Origin of the sequence: Xanthobacter sp. 126, assembly GCF_000526175.1 — a bacterium.
Classification (GTDB): domain Bacteria; phylum Pseudomonadota; class Alphaproteobacteria; order Rhizobiales; family Xanthobacteraceae; genus Xanthobacter; species Xanthobacter aminoxidans.
Genome location: NZ_JAFO01000001.1, coordinates 4902114 through 4924497, shown reverse-complemented (window position 1 = coordinate 4924497; position 22384 = coordinate 4902114). Strand labels below are relative to the sequence as shown.

Annotated in this window: 19 protein-coding genes; 4 read left to right on the top strand and 15 right to left on the bottom strand. The window is 67.2% G+C overall.

All coding sequences use genetic code 11. From position 1 onward, the window contains the following. Positions 1 to 2 precede the first annotated feature (2 nt). Both XAN126_RS0123300 and XAN126_RS0123295 read right to left on the bottom strand, forming a co-directional pair. Positions 3 to 626: a YeeE/YedE thiosulfate transporter family protein gene (locus XAN126_RS0123300; RefSeq protein WP_024280959.1), complete on the bottom strand. Its 624-nt coding sequence runs from the start codon at positions 624 to 626 to the stop codon at positions 3 to 5. A 30-nt stretch (positions 627 to 656) separates the two neighbouring features. After that, on the bottom strand, positions 657 to 1223 hold the full coding sequence (locus XAN126_RS0123295) for a YeeE/YedE thiosulfate transporter family protein (RefSeq protein ID WP_024280958.1): 567 nt from the start codon (positions 1221 to 1223) through the stop codon (positions 657 to 659). Positions 1224 to 1390: 167 nt separating this feature from the next. Here XAN126_RS0123295 and XAN126_RS0123290 point away from each other — a divergent pair, with 167 nt between their 5' ends. Beyond that, the gene (locus tag XAN126_RS0123290) at positions 1391 to 2689 is read left to right on the top strand and encodes an FAD/NAD(P)-binding oxidoreductase (protein WP_024280957.1); all 1299 of its coding nucleotides are present in this window, start codon (positions 1391 to 1393) and stop codon (positions 2687 to 2689) included. Positions 2690 to 2699: 10 nt separating this feature from the next. Here the strand turns inward: XAN126_RS0123290 and cysN are convergent, their stop codons facing one another. The 5 genes from cysN to XAN126_RS0123265 form a co-directional block, all read right to left on the bottom strand. Continuing rightward, positions 2700 to 4610 (bottom strand): sulfate adenylyltransferase subunit CysN, encoded by a 1911-nt coding sequence (gene cysN / locus XAN126_RS0123285; RefSeq protein WP_024280956.1) that lies wholly within the window; start codon positions 4608 to 4610, stop codon positions 2700 to 2702. Further along, complete coding sequence (gene cysD, locus XAN126_RS0123280) at positions 4610 to 5509, bottom strand: sulfate adenylyltransferase subunit CysD (protein ID WP_024280955.1); 900 nt, start codon at positions 5507 to 5509, stop codon at positions 4610 to 4612. Before cysD ends, cysN begins: the two co-directional genes overlap by 1 nt. A 540-nt stretch (positions 5510 to 6049) precedes the next feature. Then, entirely contained in the window at positions 6050 to 6664 is a 615-nt protein-coding gene (locus tag XAN126_RS0123275) for a TetR/AcrR family transcriptional regulator (protein WP_024280954.1), read from the bottom strand. Between the two features lie 246 nt (positions 6665 to 6910). Continuing rightward, positions 6911 to 8020, bottom strand: a complete 1110-nt coding sequence (ppk2, locus tag XAN126_RS0123270; RefSeq protein ID WP_024280953.1) for a polyphosphate kinase 2 — start codon at positions 8018 to 8020, stop codon at positions 6911 to 6913. Between the two features lie 366 nt (positions 8021 to 8386). Beyond that, positions 8387 to 9583, bottom strand: coding sequence for a serine hydrolase domain-containing protein (locus XAN126_RS0123265; RefSeq protein ID WP_024280952.1), 1197 nt, complete (start codon positions 9581 to 9583; stop codon positions 8387 to 8389). 262 nt (positions 9584 to 9845) lie between these two features. On the opposite strand from XAN126_RS0123265, the gene XAN126_RS0123260 reads away from it, so the two are divergent. Further along, positions 9846 to 10760: an SMP-30/gluconolactonase/LRE family protein gene (locus XAN126_RS0123260; protein WP_024280951.1), complete on the top strand. Its 915-nt coding sequence runs from the start codon at positions 9846 to 9848 to the stop codon at positions 10758 to 10760. A gap of 257 nt (positions 10761 to 11017) precedes the next feature. Continuing rightward, entirely contained in the window at positions 11018 to 11764 is a 747-nt protein-coding gene (locus XAN126_RS0123255) for an outer membrane protein (RefSeq protein ID WP_024280950.1), read from the top strand. A gap of 72 nt (positions 11765 to 11836) precedes the next feature. On the opposite strand, the gene serA is transcribed toward XAN126_RS0123255, so the two are convergent. The 6 genes from serA to XAN126_RS0123225 all read right to left on the bottom strand — a co-directional run bounded on the left by serA (position 11837) and on the right by XAN126_RS0123225 (position 20702). Further along, the gene (serA, locus tag XAN126_RS0123250) at positions 11837 to 13096 is read right to left on the bottom strand and encodes a phosphoglycerate dehydrogenase (RefSeq protein ID WP_024280949.1); all 1260 of its coding nucleotides are present in this window, start codon (positions 13094 to 13096) and stop codon (positions 11837 to 11839) included. A 225-nt stretch (positions 13097 to 13321) separates the two neighbouring features. Continuing rightward, positions 13322 to 13825 (bottom strand): YqhA family protein, encoded by a 504-nt coding sequence (locus tag XAN126_RS0123245; protein ID WP_024280948.1) that lies wholly within the window; start codon positions 13823 to 13825, stop codon positions 13322 to 13324. A gap of 18 nt (positions 13826 to 13843) precedes the next feature. After that, positions 13844 to 15307, bottom strand: coding sequence for a GntP family permease (locus XAN126_RS0123240; RefSeq protein ID WP_024280947.1), 1464 nt, complete (start codon positions 15305 to 15307; stop codon positions 13844 to 13846). Positions 15308 to 15310: 3 nt separating this feature from the next. Further along, entirely contained in the window at positions 15311 to 16336 is a 1026-nt protein-coding gene (locus tag XAN126_RS0123235) for a patatin-like phospholipase family protein (protein ID WP_024280946.1), read from the bottom strand. 131 nt (positions 16337 to 16467) lie between these two features. After that, a complete protein-coding gene (locus XAN126_RS0123230; protein WP_024280945.1) occupies positions 16468 to 19572 on the bottom strand; it encodes an efflux RND transporter permease subunit in 3105 nt (1034 codons plus the stop codon). Then, positions 19569 to 20702: an efflux RND transporter periplasmic adaptor subunit gene (locus XAN126_RS0123225; RefSeq protein WP_245272326.1), complete on the bottom strand. Its 1134-nt coding sequence runs from the start codon at positions 20700 to 20702 to the stop codon at positions 19569 to 19571. The genes XAN126_RS0123230 and XAN126_RS0123225 overlap by 4 nt, the downstream gene beginning before the upstream one ends. A gap of 153 nt (positions 20703 to 20855) precedes the next feature. Between XAN126_RS0123225 and XAN126_RS0123220 the strand changes: the two genes are divergently transcribed. Beyond that, positions 20856 to 21560, top strand: a complete 705-nt coding sequence (locus tag XAN126_RS0123220; RefSeq protein WP_024280943.1) for an SDR family oxidoreductase — start codon at positions 20856 to 20858, stop codon at positions 21558 to 21560. Between the two features lie 185 nt (positions 21561 to 21745). Here XAN126_RS0123220 and XAN126_RS28520 read toward each other — a convergent pair whose 3' ends face one another. Both XAN126_RS28520 and XAN126_RS28815 read right to left on the bottom strand, forming a co-directional pair. After that, positions 21746 to 21952, bottom strand: coding sequence for a hypothetical protein (locus XAN126_RS28520; RefSeq protein ID WP_155982388.1), 207 nt, complete (start codon positions 21950 to 21952; stop codon positions 21746 to 21748). 91 nt (positions 21953 to 22043) lie between these two features. Then, on the bottom strand, positions 22044 to 22202 hold the full coding sequence (locus XAN126_RS28815; protein WP_197024085.1) for a hypothetical protein: 159 nt from the start codon (positions 22200 to 22202) through the stop codon (positions 22044 to 22046). Between the last annotated feature and the right edge of the window lie 182 nt (positions 22203 to 22384).

The window sequence follows — 22384 nt, the reverse complement described above, 5'->3', positions numbered from 1 at the left end:
GATCACTCCGCCGGTTCGAGGTGCGGGCGCGCGGCCTTGGCCGGCGCGGCGGGGCCGAAGTCGCCGTCCACGTCGGCGCCGAGATCGGCGCGCCACGGCCGCCACACCTCCAGCCCCACGAGGATCAGCACCAGCACCGCCGCGAGGCCGACGGCCATCACCGGATAGGAGAGGCCCGTGAGGTCCATGAAGGTGATCTTGCCCGGCCCGGAAGCGGCGAGCACCGGCTTCAGCACCGGCTCGGCATAGCCGAAGGCGGTGGCGCCGGCGATGCCGCCGAGGAGGGTGAAGAGGGCATCGCGATAGCCCACGCCCACCTGCGCGAGCACGGTTCCGGGGCAGGCGCCGGCGAGGGCAATGCCTGCGCCGAGCATCAGGCCGCCCACCACATCGGCGGCATAGAAGGTGGCCTTCGGGGCGAGCTTCACGAGGCCGAAGCCGTGCAGCGCCGCGATCACCAGCGCGCCGGTGGCGACGGCGGTGAGGAACACCTTGAGCATGATGAAATTGCGAAGCTGCATCTGCCCCACGATCATGCCCGGCTCGAACACGCGGGATTTTTCGAGAGCGACGCCGAACACCGTGCCCATGAGCAGGCCGATGACGATGGATTGGACGAGAGACATGGCTTTGGCCTTTCCTGTGGTCCGTTCGCGTCAGATGCGGCGCAGCAGGAGCAGCGCGGTGGCGATGCCGCCGGCGAACATGGCGGCGACGGCGACGGTGGAGGACACGGCAAGCTGCGCCATGCCGGACAGGCCATGGCCGGAGGTGCAGCCATCGGCGACGCGGGCGCCGAACAGCATCACGAAGCCGGCGCCGAATGCCACCGCATAGCGGACGCCGGGGCTCGACGTGCCGAGCGCCCGCGACCAGATGGGCGAGATCGGCTGGCGGCGGGCACCGGAGATGCGCATGGAGAGAAACGCGCCGATGGCGACGCCGACGACCAGCGCCACCTGCCACCAGTTCTTGCCGGTGGCGGCGATGTGCTTGGCCACATAGTCGATGTTGGTCACGGCCGGGTCGATCCACGACGCCGCGATCCCGCCGACGGTGACATAGGATGAGGAGGCGCCGAGCGCCGTCTCGATGAGCAGGAAGGCCGGCACCTGCAGAAGGCCGATGAGGATGCCGGCCACGTAAGGCGACCATGCCTTGGCCTTCAGGGAACAGGCGAAGCCTGAACCGGACCCGCCCCGGGCCTGTGCGATTTCGCTCATGGGGTTCCTCCTTGACGGTGCGTCGTGACGACGTCCAAATCCCTTGACATTCAAAAAAATGAAATTCTAATTCTTGAATGTCAAGAGGCACGACGTGGGGTCAACAGGTCCCGAGCGTGCCCGGCATCCGCCGGCAGGACCGGCGGGCGCACCAATTGGAGGAAACCATGTCGCGGATCGTCATCCTCGGCGCCGGGCTCGGCGGCGTCATCATGGCCTACGAGATGAAGGAGAAGGTGGGGGCGAAGCACGAGGTGGTGGTGGTCAACAAGGGCTCCACCTACAGCTTCGTGCCGTCCAATCCATGGGTCGCCGTCGGCTGGCGCAAGCCCGAGGAGATCACGGTGGACCTCACCAAGGTCTTCCAGTCACGCGGCATCCGTCTCATGCCCATGGGGGCGAAGCGGCTCGATCCGAAGACCAATTCCATCGAGCTGAACGACGGCGCGACGCTCGATTACGATTATCTCGTCATCGCCACCGGCCCCGATCTCGCATTCGACGAGGTGGAGGGCCTCGGCCCCGCCGGCCATACGCAGTCGGTCTGTCTCACCGACCATGCCGCCGAGGCGCGCACGGCGTTCGATGCGCTGGTGCATTCACCGGGGCCGATCGTGGTCGGGGCGGCGGCGGGCGCCTCGTGCTTCGGGCCGGCCTATGAATTCGCCTTCATCCTCGACGCCGCCTTGCGCAAGGCCAAGGTCCGCGACCGCGTGCCCATGACCTTCGTGACGCCCGAGCCCTATATCGGCCATCTCGGCCTGGACGGCGTGGGCGACACCAAGGGCCTGCTGGAGGGCGCGCTGCGCGAGAAGCACATCAAGTGGATCACCAACGCCCGCGTCGCCCGCGTGGAGGCCGGCCGCATGAGCGTGGAGGAGGTGAACGAGGATGCGAGCGTGAAGGCCACCCACGATCTGCCCTTTGCCTTTTCCATGATCCTGCCCGCCTTCCGCGGCGTGCCGGCGGTGTGCGGCCATGAGGGGCTTTCCAATCCCCGCGGCTTCGTCATCGTGGACCGGCACCAGCAGAGCCCGGCCTATCCCAACATCTTCGCCATCGGCGTGTGCGTCGCCATCCCGCCCATGGGCAAGACGCCGCTGCCGGTGGGCGTGCCCAAGACCGGCTTCATGATCGAATCCATGGTCACGGCCACCGCCGCCAACATCGCCGCCCTGCTCGCGGGAGAAAAGCCGCGGGCGGTGGCCACGTGGAACGCGGTGTGCCTTGCCGATTTCGGCGACGGCGGCATCGCCTTCATCGCCCAGCCGCAGATCCCGCCGCGCAACGTCAACTGGTCGTCGCAGGGCGCGTGGGTACATACCGCCAAGGTCGGCTTCGAGCGCTACTTCCTGCACAAGGTGCGGCAGGGCGTGAGCGAAACCTTCTACGAGAACGCCGCCCTGAGCCTGCTCGGCATCAAGAAGCTCAAGGAAGTGCGGATGGAGGAGACGGGGCCGGTCTGACCGGCCCCGCTTACGGGATCAGCATCCGCACGATGGCCTCGGCGGCGGCTTCGGCATCCATGGCGGTGGTGTCCACGCGCAGCTCGGGAGCGGCCGGGGCCTCGTAGGGGCTGTCGATGCCGGTGAAGTTCTTGAGCTGGCCCGCGCGGGCCTTCTTGTAGAGGCCCTTCACGTCGCGCCGCTCGGCTTCCGCCAGCGGCGTGTCGATGAACACCTCGAAGAACTCGCCCGGCTGCATCATGCCGCGCACCATGTCGCGCTCGGCGCGGAACGGGCTGATGAAGGCGGTGATGACGATGAGGCCGGCATCCGTCATCAGCTTCGCCACCTCGCCCACGCGGCGGATGTTCTCCACCCGGTCGGCGGCGGTGAAGCCGAGATCCTTGTTGAGGCCGTGGCGCACATTGTCGCCATCGAGCAGGAAGGTGTGCCGGTTCATCCGGGCCAGCTTCTTCTCCACCAGGTTGGCGATGGTGGACTTGCCCGCGCCGGAAAGACCCGTAAGCCAGACCACCGCCGGCTTCTGGTTCTTCAGCGCGGCATGGTGCTCGCGGGAGATGTCGGTGGCCTGCCAGTGGACGTTGTCCGCCCGGCGCAGGGCGAAGTGGATCATGCCGGCGCCGACGGTGGCGTTGGTCATCTTGTCGATGAGGATGAAGCCGCCCAGCTCGCGGTTCTCCGCATAGGGCTCGAACGGGATGCGCCGGTCGGTGGCGATGTTGCAGGAGCCGATGGCGTTCAGCTCCAGCGTCTTCGCCGCCAGATGGTCCATGTTGTTGACGTTCACCTGGTACTTCGGCTCGGTGATGGTGGCGGAGACCGTCTGGGTGCCGAGCTTCAGCCAGTAGGGGCGGCCCGGCAGCATGGGCTGCTCGTCCATCCACACGATGACCGCCTCGAACTGGTCGGCCGCCTGCACGGGGGCCTCCGCCGCCGCGATCACGTCGCCGCGGGAGCAGTCGATCTCGTCCGCAAGGCACAGGGTGACGGACTGGCCGGCCACGGCCTCGGCAAGATCGCCGTCCAGCGTCACGATACGCGCCACCGTGCTGGTCTTGCCCGAGGGCAGCACACGGATCGCATCGCCCGGCTTCACCGTGCCGGCGGAGATGAGGCCGGCAAAGCCGCGGAAGTCGAGGTTCGGCCGGTTCACCCACTGCACCGCCATGCGGAACGGCTTTTGCGCGTCATGGGCGGCGTCGATCTCCACGCTCTCCAGATGCGCCATCAGCGTCGGGCCGGCATGCCACGGCGTGTTGGGGGAGAGGGCGGTGATGTTGTCGCCCTTGAAGCCGGAGATGGGCAGGGCGACGAAATCCGTGATGCCGATGGAGCTGGCGAAGGCCCGGTAGTCGGCGACGATCTTGTCGAACACCTCGCGGTTGTAACCCACGAGGTCCATCTTGTTCACGGCCAGCACGATGTTGCGGATGCCGATGAGGTGGGCGAGGTAGGAGTGCCGCTTGGTCTGGGTCAGCACGCCCTTGCGCGCGTCCACGAGGATTACCGCGAGGTCGGCGGTGGAGGCGCCCGTTACCATGTTGCGGGTGTATTGCTCGTGGCCGGGGGTGTCGGCGACGATGAATTTGCGCTTCTCGGTGGCGAAGAAGCGATACGCCACATCGATGGTGATGCCCTGCTCGCGCTCGGCGGCGAGGCCGTCCACGAGGAGCGCGAAATCCAGCTCCTGCCCCTGCGTGCCGACCTTCCTGGAATCGGCCTCGAGCGCGGCGAGCTGATCCTCGAAGATCATCTTGGAATCGTAGAGCAGCCGCCCGATGAGGGTGGACTTGCCGTCGTCCACGCTGCCGCAGGTGATGAAGCGCAGCATGGTCTTGTGCTGGTGGACATCGAGATACCTGTCGATGTCCTCGGCGATGAGGGCGTCGGTCTTGTAGACGGGGTCGAGGGGCGCGCTCATCAGAAATACCCCTCCTGCTTCTTCTTCTCCATGCCGGCGCCGCCGGCATCCTTGTCGATGGCGCGGCCCTGGCGCTCGGACGTGGTGGTGAGCAGCATTTCCTGGATCACCTGCGGCAGGGTGTTCGCCGTGCTCTCCACCGCGCCGGTGAGCGGGTAGCAGCCGAGCGTGCGGAAGCGCACGGAGCGCATCTGCGGCTCCTCGCCGGGGCGCAGGGGGAAGCGCTCGTCATCCACCATCAGGATCAGTCCGTCGCGCTCCACGGTGGGGCGCGGGGCGGCGAAATAGAGCGGCACGATGCGGATGCCCTCCAGGTGGATGTATTGCCAGATATCCAGCTCGGTCCAGTTGGAGATGGGGAAGACGCGCATGCTCTCCCCCTTGTTCTTGCGGGCATTGTAGAGGTGCCAGAGTTCCGGCCGCTGGTTCTTGGGGTCCCAGCGGTGGTTCTGCGAGCGGAAGGAGAACACGCGCTCCTTGGCGCGGCTCTTCTCCTCGTCGCGGCGGGCGCCGCCGAAGGCCGCGTCGAAGCCCCACTTGTCCAGCGCCTGCTTGAGGCCTTCCGTCTTCCACATGTCGGTGTGGAGCGGGCCGTGGTCGAACGGATTGATGCCCTTTTCCAGCGCTTCCGGATTCTGGTGGACGAGCAGGTCCATGCCGGCGTCGCGCGCGGCCTCGTCGCGCAGCTCGTACATGGCGCGGAACTTCCAGGTGGTATCCACGTGGAGCAACGGGAAGGGCGGCGGGGAGGGAAAGAAAGCTTTCCTGGCGAGATGCAGCATCACCGCCGAATCCTTGCCCACCGAATAGAGCATCACCGGGCGCTCGGCCTCGGCGACGACCTCGCGCATGATGTGGATGCTCTCCGCCTCGAGGCGCTGGAGATGGGTCAGGCTCATCTTGTCTTCGCTCTTCGGTCCCAACGCGACGCAACGGACGGCGCAGGGACACCGCCCTATTCCGCATCTGTGAGATGTGGATATCTTATTTCTACTCCACATTCCGACAAAAGGCGAGCCGCCTGCGCGGGGGGGGGGGCAGGCAAGGCGCGTCATTGCGCGCGGCACCGGTCCGGCGGGCTTTGACCGAGGTGGCGATCTTGTATGGAAGCTTTGAAGGGGGGAGCTGCGGACGGCGCAAGGGGGCGGCAATGCCGCCCGCAGCTCTTGTCCCCACCAGCGGTGTTTGCGGCCACGCCGGCGGAGGGAGGCAGCTTTGCCGTTGGTGGAGGCCACCGCATCGGTACGAGGTCCGATTTCGGTTAGCGGCTTCGGCGACGGGCTGCAATAACCCCTGCAGTCTAGCTCAAATTGATCCGACAACAAACCGTCTGGACGGTTTTTATCCGAAATATTTTCGGCCCGGTATCTTGGTCCGTCACAGCGGTGTCCCGGGATGGAATCGCGGTGTCTGGGGATGCCGGATGCCGCCTGCGCAGGTCAGGAGGTGGTCCGGAGGGAGCGCCGCGGCTTGTCGGCGTCCGCAGGGGCTGGTGGCTCGGCTGGCCAGTTTCGATCGTCGAGCAGGTATTCGAACATCCGGTCGCGCTCGACGTCCCCCAGCGGGCAGGTGCCCAGCATGGCCGAGAGGGCGAGCCCGCGGGCGGAGAACAGGCGGGCCAGCGAGCGTCCCGGATCCCTCGCCTGGCTGACGATGAGCGCAATGGTCTGCTCGTCGCGCTCGCGCACCGGGCTCATGAAGGCCGGCTCCTGCGACGCGACGCCGAGGATGGCGAAGGCGATGGAGTTCGAGCCCTTCACGATCTCGCGGAACACGGCAATCTGCGCGGCGAGCGCCGGCTCGGCGTAGGCTGCACCGTGCTCCGCCACGAAGGCTTCGGCGAACCTGGTGTAATAGTCCGCCTGATACTCCAGCAGGGCCGCGAGCACCGCGCGCTTGTTGGGGAACTGGTGCAGCAGCCCGCCCTTGCTGACGCCGCTCTCCTTGGCGATGGCATCGAGGGTGAGGCGGCCGGCCCCGTCGCGGGCGATGATGGCGAGGGCTGCCTCGATGACGGCGGCCTTCGTGCGTTCGGAACGCGTGGTGTTATCCATGCCTCGGGCGGCCCCGGCGCCGCGCGAAAAAGGCAGCGCCCGCACAGGACATACCGTCGATGCCGTCGGCGAGACAAGTCATTCCGACACCACCGGCGGCATGCCGTGGCGCCCCCCGCATTCCGCGGCGCAGGGTGCCGTTGCGTCGTGTGCCTGAAGCCATTCCGGTTCGCCGGAAAGGCTTCAGGTTTTCGACGCGACCCATGTCCTTCACGCGAACCGGAATCCACTTCGCTTGAAAATGGTCTAGCGCCCGCCCATCACATACTCGCCGCGCTCGTGCACGGTGTTGGCGCGGCCCACCAGCAGCGTCTCCAGCGGGCCGATGCGCTTCTGGTCCTTGTCCTTGTAGGGCAGGGAATGCAGCACGTAGCGCATGGCATTGATGCGGGCGCGCTTCTTGTCGTCGGACTTGATGACCGTCCAGGGCGAATCCGCCGTGTCGGTGTGGAAGAACATGGCTTCCTTGGCGCGGGTGTAGTCGTCCCACTTGTCGAGGGAGGCAAGATCCACGGGCGAGAGCTTCCACTGCTTGAGCGGATGCACCTTGCGCTCCTTGAAGCGGCGGCGCTGCTCCTCCCGGCTCACCGAGAACCAGAACTTGATGAGGTGGATGCCGCTGCGCACCAGATTGCGCTCGAACTCCGGCGCCTGGCGCAGGAACTCGCGATATTCGTCATCCGTGCAGAAGCCCATCACCCGCTCGACGCCGGCCCTGTTGTACCAGCTGCGGTCGAACATCACGATCTCGCCGGTGGTGGGCAGGTGTTCCACGTAGCGCTGGAAATACCACTGGCCGCGTTCCACCTCGCTCGGCTTCTCCAGCGCCACAACCCGCGCGCCGCGAGGGTTGAGATGCTCCATGAAGCGCTTGATGGCGCCGCCCTTGCCGGCGGCGTCGCGCCCCTCGAACAGGATGATGACCCGCTGGCGGGAATCCTTCACCCACGACTGGAGCTTGAGAAGCTCGGTCTGGAGGATGAACTTCTGCTGCTCGTAGTCCCGCCGCAGCATCTTGTACTTGAAGGGATAGCCGCCGGTGCGCCAGTCGTCGGAGAGTTCGTCGCTGGTCACGCGCGGATGGCCCGTGGGCTTGGGCATGCCCAGCGACTTGCGCAGCCGCACGGCGTCGTCGGGCGAGGCGCCGGCGAGGATGGCGGCGATGCCGGCCTTCACGTCGTCCACGCCCGCCGCCGTGGTGGGCTGGGCCTCTTGAAGGGAGGCCGACAAGGCGGCGACGGCGGACAGTTCCGCCTCCTGCGCCGCCAGCTGGCGCTCCTCGGCCAGCGAGCGCTCCATCTCGGCGGGAATGGCGTCGGTGCCGGCCGCGGGCGGGAGGTCGTCGTTGCTCGCCATGCTGTGCTCCTTCGGCGCCGAGGCGCGCGCCATCCGCGGCTGAAAAACCGCGTGAAAACATGGGCCTTAGCCGGCTGAAGAGCGTTGATCGAGATCAAGGGGCAGGGGAGGTAGGGGGCGGCGTGGGAGCGTCTCGGAGGCATGCGGCGCCGGCGGGTCCGGCACAATCCTATCCGTTTGTCATCGCCCGGCTTGTCCGGGCGATCCACCGAGCCGCGTGAGCTACGACCGAAAGATCGACACGGCCCAACCGTGGATCGCCCGGACAAGCCGGGCGATGACGCTGCGTGGGAGCCCTGCTCTGGACCCCGGATCAGCGCTCCGGTTGCGCCGTCGCTTGTCCGGGGAACGGGGCGCCCCATACCCTCACTTCGGGGCGAACTGCCCGTAGAGGTGCTTCAGCACTTCGGTGGTGGCGGCCTCGGCCTTCTGGCCGGGATAGTTGGTGACGGCCTCCACCGACATGTCGCTCGCCGGCTCCACCAGGATCTTGGCGAAGTTCATGCTGTTGGAGCCGTTGTGGGTGAGCACCGGCGTCTTGGTCCAGTCGAGCTTCACGACGCCCCAGCCGAAGGCGTAGTCGCCGGTGGAGGGGGTGCCGGGGGGCGGGTCCTTGAACGGCGGGGTGGTGACGTGGGGTTTGTGGATGACGGCCAGCGTCTCCGGCGAGACGATGTGCGGGCCGCGCTTGCCCTGGCCCGCGTTCCAGTCGCCCCAGCGGGCGAAGTCCAGCACCGACATGTGGCCGATGCCGGCCGGGCCAACCACGGGCGGAATATCCGCCGACGGCCCCCAGGCCATGGGCGTGGCGTTGCCCTTGTCGTCGAGCATGTGGCCGATGGGCGCGTCATACTTGCCGAAGGTGGCCTGCGGGCCGAAGCCGGCGCTCTTCAGGCCGAGCGGCGCATAGATGCGCTCCTCCACCAGGCGCTCCCACGGCTTGCCGGAAGCCTCTTCAAGCATGGCGCCGGCGAAGATGTAGCCGAGGTTGGAATACTGGAATGGCGAGCCGGTCTTGGGCACCTCCGGGGCGTGCTTCTTCCAGCGCTCCAGCGCGTCGAGGCGCAAGGCGGTGGTGGTTTTCTCGAAGCCCACCGGATTGAAATAGATGCCGACGATCTCCTCGTTGTCGGAGGGGATGCCGCTTGTGTGGGAGAGAAGCTGCTCCAGCGTCACCGCCGCGAGCTTCGGGTCCATGTCCTTCACCTTGCCGCCCAGCACCTCGCCGAGCGTGCTCGTCCACTTGATCTTGCCTTCCTCCACCAGCGTTCCGGCGACGGTGGCGGTGAAGGCCTTGGTGTCGGAGCCGAGATGGAAGCGGTCCTCCACCGTCACCGGGATGTCGAGGCCGATGGCGCGCTTGCCCACGGCCCCCGCCGCGATGATCTCGCCCGAGCGGGTGACGGCGGCGGCCAGAGCCGGCAGGCCGTATTTGGCGCGCACGCCTTCGAGATAGAGGTCGAGGTTTTCAGCGGCCTGCACCGGCGCCGACAAAGCGAGGGCTGCCGCGAGGCCCAGTGCGAAGGCGTGGAAGACGCCTGGTTCCGAACGCCTGAAATCCATGGACGATCCCCCCTGTCGCCGTGCCGTTGATCCGGCCAAGCGTGGCCGTATGAACGCAGGCAAACCGGCCCGCTGGCAAGGGACATTCGGCGGTGCGGGCGGCGGTGCTGGCGTGCCCGGGCAACACGGATACGGCCGTTCATCCGGCTACACGCCGGCCCTCCTGGCGTGTAGAACCGAAGGCAAAGCTCAAGCGCGCGACCGCCCGCAGAGGCGAGTGGCTGCCGGTGCGCCCGCAGCCGGACGCGCGAGGAGGAAACGCATGTACGCCGCCCCGCCCGCCGTGGTCGCCCGCCCGTTCGTGGTGATGCCCGATGCCCTCAGGATCGAGGGCCGCCGCTCCGAGTGGAGCGAGGTCCAGTTCGGCGGCGTGCCGCTGACCACCTTCCTTGAAGGCCCCTCCTTCGATCGCGAGGGCAATCTGTGGGTCGTGGACATCCCGTGGGGACGGATCATCAAGGTGACGCCGCTGGGCAAGGTCAGCGTCGAGGCGGAATATGACGGCGAGCCCAACGGCCTGAAGTTCCACAAGGACGGGCGCGGCTTCATCACCGACCACCGGCACGGGATCATGTTGTTCGATCCCGCGACCGGGCGGGTGGAGCCCTATCTCGAACGGGCGATGCTCCAGCGCTTCAAGGGCGTGAACGACCTGATCTTCGCCAGCAATGGCGATCTCTATTTCACCGACCAGGGCCAGACCGGCCTGCACGACCCGTCCGGTTGCCTCTATCGCCTGCGGACAGACGGGCGGCTCGACTGCGTGCTGAAGGGCATTCCCAGCCCCAACGGCCTCGTGCTCAACAAGACCGAGACCGTGCTCTTCCTCGCGGTGACGCGGGCCAACGCCATATGGCGCGTGCCGCTGATGCGCGACGGCACGGCGAGCAAGGTGGGCACCTTCATCCAGCTCTCGGGCGGCGGCGGGCCGGACGGTCTGGCCATCGACGAGGAGGACAACCTCGTCGTCTGCCACATGGGCCTCGGCTCGGTCTGGCTGTTCAGCGCGCTCGGCGAGCCGGTGCTGCGCATCCGGTCGCCGGAGGGGCACCTCACCACCAATTGCGCCTTTGGCGGGCCGGACAACCGGACGCTCTTCATCACCGAATCGAAGACCGGCACCATCCTCACCGCCGATCTGCCGGTGCCGGGCCGGCGCATGTATTCACACGCCTGAGACGAAAGACGGACAGATTTCGCCCACCGCGCAGCTCCGCTTAGGTCATTTTTAACCATGATGGGGAAAAATCCCCTCATTCGGATCAGCGTTCAGTGCAGGGCGGGCCGCAAGGCATTCCAGGTCTTCGCGAAGATGTCGCGGGACGAGATCTGGTTTCGCACTGATACCGCGCCGGATTCCGCAGTGCTTTCCCGTCGGCTCCATAGGCCGGCGCGCAGCGCATGAGCAGTCTATTTTCGTTCGGAACCCGAGCCATGCATCGTCACCTCCTCCCCCTCCTCGGCGCCGCCGCCCTCGCTGCCCTTCCTGTCACGGCCGGCGCCGCGGACCTCGCCATGAAGTATCCGGTGAAGGCCGTTCCGACGAAGGTCTTCTCCTGGACCGGCTTCTATATCGGCGGAAACGTGGGCTATGGCGGCGGCCAGCCCACCGCCACCGGGGTCACCTCCAATGGCGGCGTCTTCACCAGCTATGACCAGGCCTCACTGAATTCCTCCGGTTTCTTCGCCGGCGGCCAGGTCGGCTACAACTACCAGTTCGCCAACAATGTGGTGCTGGGCGTCGAGACCGACCTGCAATGGTCCGGAATCAAGGGCGAGCTGGCGACGCTGGACAGCTCCGGCACCGTGGGCAATTTCACCGCGGGGCCGTCGCTCAGCTATTTCGGCACGGTCCGGGCGCGCCTCGGCTATGCCATCGACCGCTTTCTGCCTTATGTGACGGGCGGCGCCGCCTATGGCCGCAGCGTCTTCGAGGCCACGGTCACCAATCCGACGGGCATCGTCAACGCCTCCAGCGCGGCCACCACCTGGGGGTGGACGGTCGGCGCCGGCGGTGAGTTCGCGGTGACGAACAACTGGACGGTGAAGGCCGAATATCTCTACGTGGATCTCGGCAACTACAATTATGCCGTCCTCGACACGGTCAACGGCACCATCGGTGCGGGCTCGGTCGACAGCAAGATCCAGACCTTCAAGGCCGGCGTGAACTACAAGTTCTGACCGCGCGAAACATCTTTCCGGATCGAAGACCCGTCGGCGCGGCCGGCGGGTCTTTTGTCGTTGGTTCCGGGCTCAGGCCTTGTATTCGTAGAGCAGGCGGGCGCGGATGGTCCCTTCCAGGGCGCGGATCTCGCCAAGGATGGCCTGGCTGTCCACGGCGGAGGCGTCCGCATCGAGCACCACATAGCCGATGTCGGCATTGGTCTCGTAATACTGGGCGGCGATGTTGACCGCGTGGCGGGCCAGCACCTCGTTGAGGCGGCCGAGCATGCCCGGCAAATTGCGCTGCACCTGGATGAAGCGGGTGCCGGTGGGGCGCGCGGGCAGCTGCACCTGCGGGAAGTTCACCGCGCCCATGGTGGAGCCGGTGTCGCTGTAGTCGAGCAGCTTGCGGGCCACCTCGGCGCCGATGCGCTCCTGCGCCTCCTCGGTGGAGCCGCCGATATGCGGCGTGAGGATCACGTTGGGCAGGCCCTGCAGCGGGGAGACGAACTTCTGGCCGTTGGCGCTGGGCTCCACGGGGAACACGTCCACCGCCGCGCCGCGCAGCCGGCCTTCCTTCAGCGCGTCGGCGAGGGCGTCGAGGTCCACCACCGTGCCGCGGCTGTTGTTGATGAGATAGGCGCCCTTCTTCATGGCGGCGATCTCGTCGCGGCCGATCAGGCCGTGGGTGGCGGGGGTCTCCGGCACATGCAGGCTCACCACGTCGCTCTGGGAGAGCACCTCGGCCATGGTCGCCACCGGCTCGGTGTTGCCGTGGCGGAGCTTGTCGGTGTGATCGTAATAGATCACCCGCATGCCCATCGCCTCGGCGAGGTTGGAGAGCTGCGAGCCGATATTGCCGTAGCCGATGATGCCCAGCGTCTTGCCGCGCACCTCGTGGCTGTCGGTGGCCGACTTGTCCCACAGGCCCTCATGGGCGGCGGCGGAGCGGTTGGGGATGCGGCGCAGCAGCATCACGATCTCGCCGATCACCAGCTCCGCCACGCTGCGGGTGTTGGAGAAGGGGGCGTTGAACACCGGGATGCCGGCGATGCGGGTGGCGTCGATGTCCACCTGGTTGGTGCCGACGCTGAAGCAGCCGATGGCGATGAGCCGGTCCGCCGCCTCCAGCACGTCGGCGGTGATCTGCGTGCGCGAGCGGATGCCGAGCAGGTAGACGCCCTTCAGCGCCTCCTTCAGCGCCTCGCCGTCCAGCGCCTTGGGCAGGCGGGTGAGGTTGGTGTAGCCGGCGGCGAGCATCATCTCGACGGCGCTGTCATTGACGCCTTCGAGGAGCAGCACCTTGATCTTGTCGCGGGACAGGGAAAGCTGGGGGGCGTTTTGGGTCACGGGGCGCGACGTCCTTCGGCGATCAACAGGCGAACCCGCGCGGAAATGAGCTGCCGCAAATGAGGTTCGGCTTGAAATGGTGGTTGCCGGGTGGCGGATGCGGCCCGGCGGCGGCGCGAAATTAGCGATTTTGCCGCGCCAGTCCAGAGATCGCGCGCCTTTGCCGCGGCTGGGACTTGACGATAGGGTAGGTGTGGGGCCGCTCCGCGCGGTGGGATCGCCCCGTCAATCCTCGCGCGAGGAGGGGTGGAAGCGGTCGGTCAGCGCCAGCACGGCGTAGGCGGCGACGAAGATGATGTTGGCGACCACCAGCCATCTCACCTGGGCTTCGCTCACGTCCGTCTCCAGCCGCATCAGCGCCTTCAGGAGCGTGATGCCGGTGATGGCCATGAGCGAGGCGAACAGCTTCAGCTTCAGTCCCGAGAAGGAGATGCGCGTCATCCAGACCGGCGAGGAGGGCGTGTCGGCGCGGTCGATCTTCTCGACGAAGTTCTCGTAGCCCGAGGAGATCACCACCACCAGCAGCCCGCCTACCAGGGCAAGGTCGATGAGGGTGAGGATGCCCATGATGACGTGCGTCTCGTTCATGCTCGGCAGGGCGATGGCGAAGCGCACGAGTTCCAGAAGGAAGGCGACGACGAGCAAGGCGAGCGCCACCGAGAGCCCCGCGAACAGCGGCACCATGGCCCAGCGGCTCAGCGTCACCAGCCGTACGATCGCCTTGCGCATCGCTTCGTTCCCTTCCGCTCAGAAGCTGCCCACCAGCGTGCCGAGCCCGATCACCACGGCCAGCGCGATGAGGGCGCCCACCACGGCGGCCATCACGATGTCGAGGTAGCCTTCCTTGTGGGTCACGCCGCACACGGAGAGCAGCGTCACCACTGCGCCGTTGTGGGGCAGGCTGTCCAGCGTGCCGGAGCCGATGACGGCGACGCGGTGCATGAGGGACGGGTCCATGCCGATCTCGTGGGCGATCTTCATGTAGGTCGGCCCCAGCGCGTCGAGGGCGATGGTGAGGCCGCCGGAGGCCGAGCCGGTGAGGGCGGCGAGGATGTTGGTGGCCACCGCCAGCGACACCAGCGGCCCGCCCTCGATGCCCAGCACGAAGTTGCGCACATCCGTGAAGGCGGGCAGCGCCGCGACGATGGCACCGAAGCCCACGAGGCTCGCCACCGACAGGATGGGCAGCACCGAGGCGTTGGCGCCCGCGGTCATGGTGGCGCGCAGCTCCGGCACGCTGGTGAAGTTGATGATGATGCAGGTGACGATGGCCGCCGCCAGCGCCACGATCACCGACCACACGCCACCCACCGCCGAGAGCGTCACGCCGCCCCACTGGGGATCGGCGAGGAAGCTCACGTCCATGCGCGGCAGCACCACGAAGGACATGAGGAGGTTGACGACGATCACCACCACGATGGGCAGCGCCGCCAGCAGGATCGGCGGCGCGCGGGGGGATTCATCGCTGGAATGGATCTCGGAGGGGTCGAACGGGCCGGCCGTGGAGGCGCGCTCGCGCACGATGGGGTCGTCCGCCGCGAGGTCCGCGCTTTCATCCGGCGCGGCGATGAGCGAGCCGAAGCCCTCACCGGCGGCACGCGCCGCATTCTCCCGCCGCTTCAGCCACCACATGCCGAAGCCCAGCATGATGATCGAGGCGATGATGCCGAGCCCCGGCGCCGCGAACGGCGTGGTGCCGAAGAAGGGCATGGGGATGGCGTTCTGGATGGAGGGCGTGCCGGGCATGGCCGACATGGTGAAGGTGGAGGTGCCGAGCGCGATGGCCGCCGGCATCAGGCGCCGGGGCACGCCGGCTGCGCGGAACAGGGCGACGCCCATGGGCGCGAGCACGAAAAAGGCGACGAACAGCGACACGCCGCCATAGGTGACGATGGCGCCGGCCAGCACCACCGCGAGGATGGCGCGGCTGGGGCCGAGCTTTTCCGTCATGTAGTTGGCGATGGAGGTGACCGAGCCGGAATCCTCCATCAGCTTGCCGAATACTGCCCCCAGCAGGAACAGCGGGAAGAATTGCGCGACGAAATCCGCCGCGTTGCGCATGAAGGTCTGCGTCCAGCTTGCCAGCAACGGCTCGCCGGAGAAGGCGGCCGCGATCAGGCCGGCGATGGGCGCGAGGATGAGGATGGAGGAGCCGCGGAAGGCCAGGAAGATGAGGACGGCGAGGCCGACCAGAATGCCGATGAGACCCATGGATCAGAGCTCCGCCATCAGCTGGTCGAAATTGACGGTGGAGGCCTTGCCGATGTCGTGGGCGTGCTCGGTGAGGAAGAGGTCGGCGGCCTTGCGTCCCTCGTCGCGCAGCCAGGTGAGGAAGTCCCATTCGGCATTGAGCTTCGAGGAGAAGCCCAGCTCGTTCATGATGGGGTTGCGCACCACATGCACCCGCATCCGCGCCCAGTTGCAGGCTTCCGAGTCGCCGGAAAGCTCGTGTACGTGGCGCTGGAGCAGCGCCATCATGTAGAGTTCCTTGATCGCCACCGAATTGAACGACACCTCGTTGAGGCGGTTGAGGATTTCCGCCGGAGTCTTGGGCGTGCCCGGCCGCTCCAGCGGGTTGATGGGCACGAGGATGGTGTCGTCGGATTTCAGCTCGCTCACCAGCGGTGCCAGCGTCGGGTTGCCGGAATAGCCGCCGTCCCAATAGGCCTCGCCGTCGATCTCCACCGCCTGGAACAGCGTGGGCAGGCAGGCGGAGGCCATCAGCACGTCCGGGGTGATCTCGGCGTTGCGGAACACGCGCGGACGGCCGGTGCGGACGTTGGTGGCGGTGATGAACACCTTGATCGGTGAGGAGCGCAGCCGCTCGAAGTCGATCTGCTTTTCCAGGATCGGCGCAAGCGCGTTCCCGCCCAGGGGATTGTACTGGTAGGGCGAGAACATCCGCGTCATGAAATCCATCATCATGAAGCCCGGCGCGGTGTCCATGGACCAGCGGCCGAGCATCTTGTCGAAGGGCGAGCGCTTGAACGGGCTGAAGCGCGCCGCTTCGGAGACGTGGGTCCAGTAGCTCTCAAGCGCGATCTTCGCGCCCTCGCGTCCGCCGGCGGCGAAGCCGTCCGCCAGCACGGCGGCGTTCATGGCGCCGGCCGAGGTGCCGGAGACGCCCTCGATCTCGAGCCAGCGTTCGTCGAGGAGCCGGTCGAGCACCCCCCAGGTGAAGGCCCCGTGGGAGCCGCCGCCCTGCAGGGCGAGATCGACGAGTACCGGTTCCCGTTCCATCTGAGACCTCATTCACAAGCAGGCCGCATCTGGTGCGGGCCTGTCGCCGTTTGGCGTGGCGGGCGATCCTCGGGTCGTCTGTGTTCTTGATCCTTGGCGGCGGCGGGGCAGGCCCGCCATCCGCGTGCCGGTCAGGCCGGCTGCGTCTTGATCGGCGCTGTCTTTCCCGCGCCCGCAACGCGCTCCGGCCCGGTGTCGGGTCCGAACCACGCCACATAGAGCGCCGGCAGGAAGATGAGGGTGAGCAGCGTGCCCACCAGCAATCCGCCCATGATCGCGAAGGCCATGGGCCCCCAGAACACGGTGGGCGCGATGGGGATCATGCCCAGCACGGTGGAGACCGCGGTGAGCATGATGGGCCGGAAGCGCATGGAGGAGGCGGAGACCACCGCATCCCACACAGTCTTGCCCGCCGCGCGGTCCGCCTCGATCTGGCCGATGAGGATGACCGCGTTCTTCGTGATCATGCCGATGAGCGCCAGCACGCCGAGGATGGCGACGAAGCCCAGCGGCCGGCCGGAGGCGAGCAGCGCCGCCACCACGCCTATGAGGCCCAGCGGCGCCACCGACAGCACGATGACGAGCCGCTGGAAGCTCTTCAACTCGAACATCAGCACGGTGAACATGAGGAACAGCATCACCGGCACCACTGCCACCACCGAGGCGAGCGAGGTCGCGCTCTCCTCCACCGTGCCGCCCGCTGTGATGGCGTAACCGGCGGGCAGGGTGCGGCGCAGGGACTCGATCCTCGGATCGAGCTTTTCCACCACGCTCTCGGGCAGCACGCCGCGCTTCACGTCCGACTGGACGGTGAGGGTGGGCACCCGGTCGCGCCGCCAGATGGCGGGATAGTCCTGCCCGTACTCGAAGGTGGCGATCTGCGAGAGGGGCACGGTGCGCCCGTTGGGCAGCGGCACCTGCAGTGTGGCGAGGGAGGCCAGCGACACCCGCTCCTCGTCGGTGGCGCGGGCCACCACGTTGACGAGGTAGATGTCGTCGCGCACCTGCGTCACCGGCTGGCCGGAAAGCACGGTGTTGAGCACGCCGGCGAGCTGCGCGGTGGAGAGGCCCAGCAGCCGGGCCTCGTCCTGGTCCACGCGGATGGAGACCTGCCGCGCCGGCTCGATCCAGTTGTAATTGACCGTCTCCACCTGCGGGTTCTCGGCCATCACCTTGGCGAGGTCGAAGGCGATGGCGCGCACCTTCTCGATGTCCGGGCCGGAGACGCGATACTGCACCGGCCAGCCCACGGGCGGCCCCAGCTCCAGCGGCGCGATACGCGCGACGAGCTGCGGGAAATCGGTGGCGAGCACCTTTTCCAGCTTGGCGCGCAGGCGCTCGCGGGCGGCCACGTCCTGCGCCACGATCACGCTTTGGGCGAAGAAGTCGTTCGGCAGCTGCACATCGAGGGGCAGGTAGAAGCGGATGGCGCCGCGACCCACATAGGTGGACCAGCGGGCCACGTCCGGATCATTGGCCAGCACCTTGTCGAACGCCTCGGCGACGCTCTGCGAGGCGTAGATGGAGGCGTTCTGCGGCGAGGCGAGGTCCACCAGCAGCTCGGGCCGGTCGGAGGAGGGGAAGAACTGCCGCGGGATCAGCGGCAGCGCCAGCACCGACAGCACGAACAGGCCGGCGGTGACGGCGAGCGTCACCCAGCGCAGGCGCAGGCAGAGGATGAGGAAGGCGCGGTACATCCCCATCACGCCTTTCGGCGGCGCGTCGGGATCGGGGATCTTGTCCTTCGCCGGCGGGCGCAGGATGAGCACCTGAAGCAGCGGCGCGAACAGCACCGCCACGATCCACGAGACGAGAAGGGCGATGCCCACCACCGCGAACAAGGTGAAGGTGTACTCGCCCGCCGAGGAGGCGGCGAAGCCCACCGGCACGAAGCCTGCCACCGTCACCAGCGTGCCCGCCAGCATCGCCGCCGCATAGGCCTTGAAGGCGTAGGAGGCGGCGGTGGGCGGATCGTCGCCGGCCGCGAGGCGGGTCAGCGTCGCGTCGGTGGTGGTCATGGCGTCGTCCACCATCAGCGCCAGCGCGATGATGAGGGCGCCCAGCGAGATGCGCTGCATGTCGATATGCGCGAGCTGCATCAGCGCGAAGACGATGGCCAGCGTGAGCGGGATGGCGAGCGCCACGATGGCGCCGGCCCTGACCCCGAGCGCGATGAACGACACCACGAGGATGATGCCCACCGCCTGCCACAGGCTCTCCATGAACTCGGAGATGGCGCTCTTCACCGTCACCGCCTGATCGGCCACCAAAGTCGCGTCGATGCCCACCGGCATGTTGGCGAGGATGCGCGTCATGGCGCGGTCGATGTTGGCGCCCATGGCGAGGATGTCGCCGCCGTCGCGCATGGCGATGGCGAGGCCGATGGCATCCTTGCCGTTCACCCGGAACATGGGCTGGGGCGGATCGGCGAAGCCGCGGCGGATGGTGGCGATGTCGGCGAGGCGGATGAGGCGTCCGTTCACCGCCAGATTCACGTTGGCGATGTCGGCTTCCGAGGCGAAGGCGCCGGAAACGCGGATGGATATGTTCTCCTTGCCGGTCTGGATCTCGCCGGAGGGGCGCACGATGTTCTGCGCCGCCAGCGCCGAGAGTACCGCCTGCCGGTCGATGCCGAGGCTTGCCAGCTCGGCCATGGAGAATTCGATGAAGATGCGCTCGTCCTGCGCGCCGAGGATCTCGATCTTCGACACGTCCGGCACATGCAGCAGCTCGGAGCGAGCCTCCTCCACATAGTCGCGCAATTCGCGATGGGAGAAGCCGTCCGCCGTGAAGCCGTAGATGATGCCGAAGGTGTCGCCGAACTCGTCGTTGAAGAACGGCCCCACGATGCCCTGCGGCAGGGTGTGGCGGATGTCGGCGATGCTTTTCCTCACATGGTACCAGATGTCCGGCACCTCGGCGGCTGTGGCCGAGCCCTTCAGGTTCACGAACACGGTGGTGACGCCGGGCTTGGTGTAGCTCTCCAGGAAGTTGAGCTGCGGCGTCTCCTGAAGCTTGCGCTCCAGCCGCTCGGTGACCTGCCGAAACGTCTCCTCCAGCGTGGCGCCAGGCCAGTTGGCCTGCACCACCATGGTCTTGATGACGAAGGTGGGGTCTTCCGCCCGGCCGAGGTTGCGGAACGCCATCACGCCGGCCACCACGGAGATGGCCATGAGATAGAGGATGACGGAGCGGTGTTTCAGCGCCCAGGCTGAAAGGTTGAAGCCGCCGCTCACAGGCTGGCTCCCGCCGGCGCCGCGAGCAGGCGCACCTTCTGGCCCGGGTGCAGCGCCTGCACGCCCGCCGTCACCACAATCTCGGAGGGCTTCAGCCCCTCGCCGACGCTGACGGACGCCGGGCCGAAGCGCAGCACCTCGATGGTGCGCAGCGCCACCGTCTGGGACTTGGGGTCCACCACCCACACGGCGGGCTTGTCGTTGAGGCGGGTGAGGGCGCTGGCCGGGATTTCCACCACCGGCCCGCGATCCACCATCACCCGGCCGACCACCGTGGTGCCGAGGCGCAGCGCCTCCGGCGGATTGTTGAGGCCGACGCGGACGCGGAAGGTGCGGGTCACCGGATCGGCCTGCGGGGCCACCTCGCGCACGCGGCCGGTGGCGGTGATGGCGGGATCGGTGGCGAGGGCCACCGTCACTTCGGGATCGCCGGGGATGCCGGACAGCAGCGCGGCGGGCACGTCGAACACCGCGTCGCGGCCGTCCTGGCGCGCCACCTCGATCACCGGCTGGCCGGCTTGCACCACCTCGCCCGGCTCGGCCCGGCGCTGGGTGACGACGCCGGCGCTGTCGGCCTTCAGCTCGGTGAAGCCGAGGCGGTCCTCGGCCATCTGCAGGCGCGCTTCCGCGTCGTCCACCTGCGCGCGGGCGTTCAGAAACGCCTGCTCGGCCTGCTCATACTGGGCGCGCGGCGTGAATCCGCGGGCGAGGAGCTGGCGCTGGCGCTCATACTGGTTGCGGGTCTGGGTGAGGTTGGCATTGGCCGCGCCGAGCGCCGCCTGCGCCGAGCGCAGCGCGTTCTGCTCGTCCTGCGGATCGAGGCGGGCGAGCACCTGGCCGGCGGTGACGCGATCGCCCACATTCACCAGCCGGTCGATGATGCGGCCGGAAATGCGGAAGCCGTAGGTGGCCTCGTTCTGCGCCTCCACCACGCCGGTGAGGCTCAACGTGTCGCTCGCCGCGCGGTTGGTGGCGACGACCGTGCGCACCGGCCGAGGCTCCTGCGCCTGCGGTTTCTGCGCCTCGCCGCATGCGGAAAGGAAGAAGCAAACGCCGAGCACGCTCAGCAGGATGCGCTTACCTTCCACCGCGCCAGCATTCTGCCCGCGATACACCCCATGGTCACGCACGAGCAGCTCCTCTTCGCAGTGCAACCAGCGTGGCTATAAAGGAGACTTGGACGTTAGACCAGACACTTCGCCGGAAGGACCTTCCTATACGTGGCTGTTTCTGCCATTCCGGTCGGGAGCGCGCGCGATATGCGCCAAAGGGAGAAGATCGACATGGCAGAGGTCAAGGTCGCCGTCGTCACTGCGGGCGGATCGGGCATGGGCGCGGCGTGCGCGCGGCGCCTCGCGGCGGACGGCTATGCCGTCGCCATCCTCTCCTCGTCCGGCAAGGGCGAGGCGCTGGCGGCGGAGTTGGGCGGCCTCGGCGTCACTGGCTCCAACCAGAACAGCGAGGACATCGCGCGGTTCGTGGATCAGGTGATGGCCCGCTACGGTCGCATCGACGTGCTGGTGAACAGCGCCGGCCACGGCCCGCGCGACACCATCACCGCCATCACCGACGAGCAGTGGCACCAGGGCCTCGACGTTTATCTCATGAATGTGATCCGCTCCGTGCGGCTCGTCACCCCTGTCATGGTGGCGCAGAAGAGCGGGGCGATCGTCAACATCTCCACCGCCTGGGCGTTCGAGCCGGCGGCCATGTTCCCCACCTCCGCCGTGTTCCGCGCGGGGCTTGCCGCCTACACCAAGATCTTCGCCGACACCTATGCCGCCGACAATGTGCGCATGAACAACGTGCTCCCGGGCTGGATCGACAGCCTGCCGCAGACCGACGAGCGCCGCGCCGGCGTGCCCATGGGCCGCTATGGCACCAGCGCCGAGATCGCCGCCACGGTGGCCTTCCTCGCCTCCGAGGGCGCCGGCTACATCACCGGCCAGAATTTGAAGGTGGACGGCGGCCTGATGCGCTCGGTGTGAGGCCGGGCGCCAGCCGCTGGCGCGGGTTCCGCGCCCGAACCGCATTCCCGCCCTGGGACAATCGCTGTCGCGGCTCCCCGGTTGCCACACGGATTGGATGAACCGAGCGGCACTGCGGGGTAGCCGCTCGGTTCACATCGGCCTCCGCCGAAGGAAGAGGCAGATGGTGATTCTGATCTGGGTTTTCAGTTGTTATTTGAAACCAGCACAAACCCGGCGTTTTGAAGGGTCACGGGGCGCAACGAGAGACCATCGCGAATTCGAAACGCATCCGAATCGGCGATGATGTCTCCGAGAATCGATAGGATCAGAACGCGATCGGCCGATACGGAGGACGTTTCGATCGAAGTAAATAATCTGATCGCCCGTTCCAGCGCTGCCAAGCTTTGCATGAATTTTTCCTGCTGAGCAGATAAAGTTGCCTCGGGTCGAATGCGTCAATCGCAACAGGGCCGCGCCGTTGTCTGGTGGCGGATCGCGTGCCTAGGATTTGGGAGGAAGCGAAGGACGCTGCTCCGCCTTTTCTTCCGCAAGCAGGCGAACGAGAACTTTGCGAACGGCCGGGTCCGTTTCACTCTCGATCTTCTTCTCAAAATTTCTGATGTTTCTGAGGTGCACGAATTCGTAGAGGCTACCGGGCATCGCGCTCTCCCTTCTGGAGGGCCTTCTGTGAGCCGTTCGTTCGGCGCCCTGCGGCAGTCGGTGGCCGCACCTCCACGCGCGCATCCACGCCAGCCGAGCCATGCCACATATGTAAGGGGGCATTCCGATGTAGTCAAAATGAATATGCGCGCCAGATGCGAGATTATCAATGAGCAATTTTA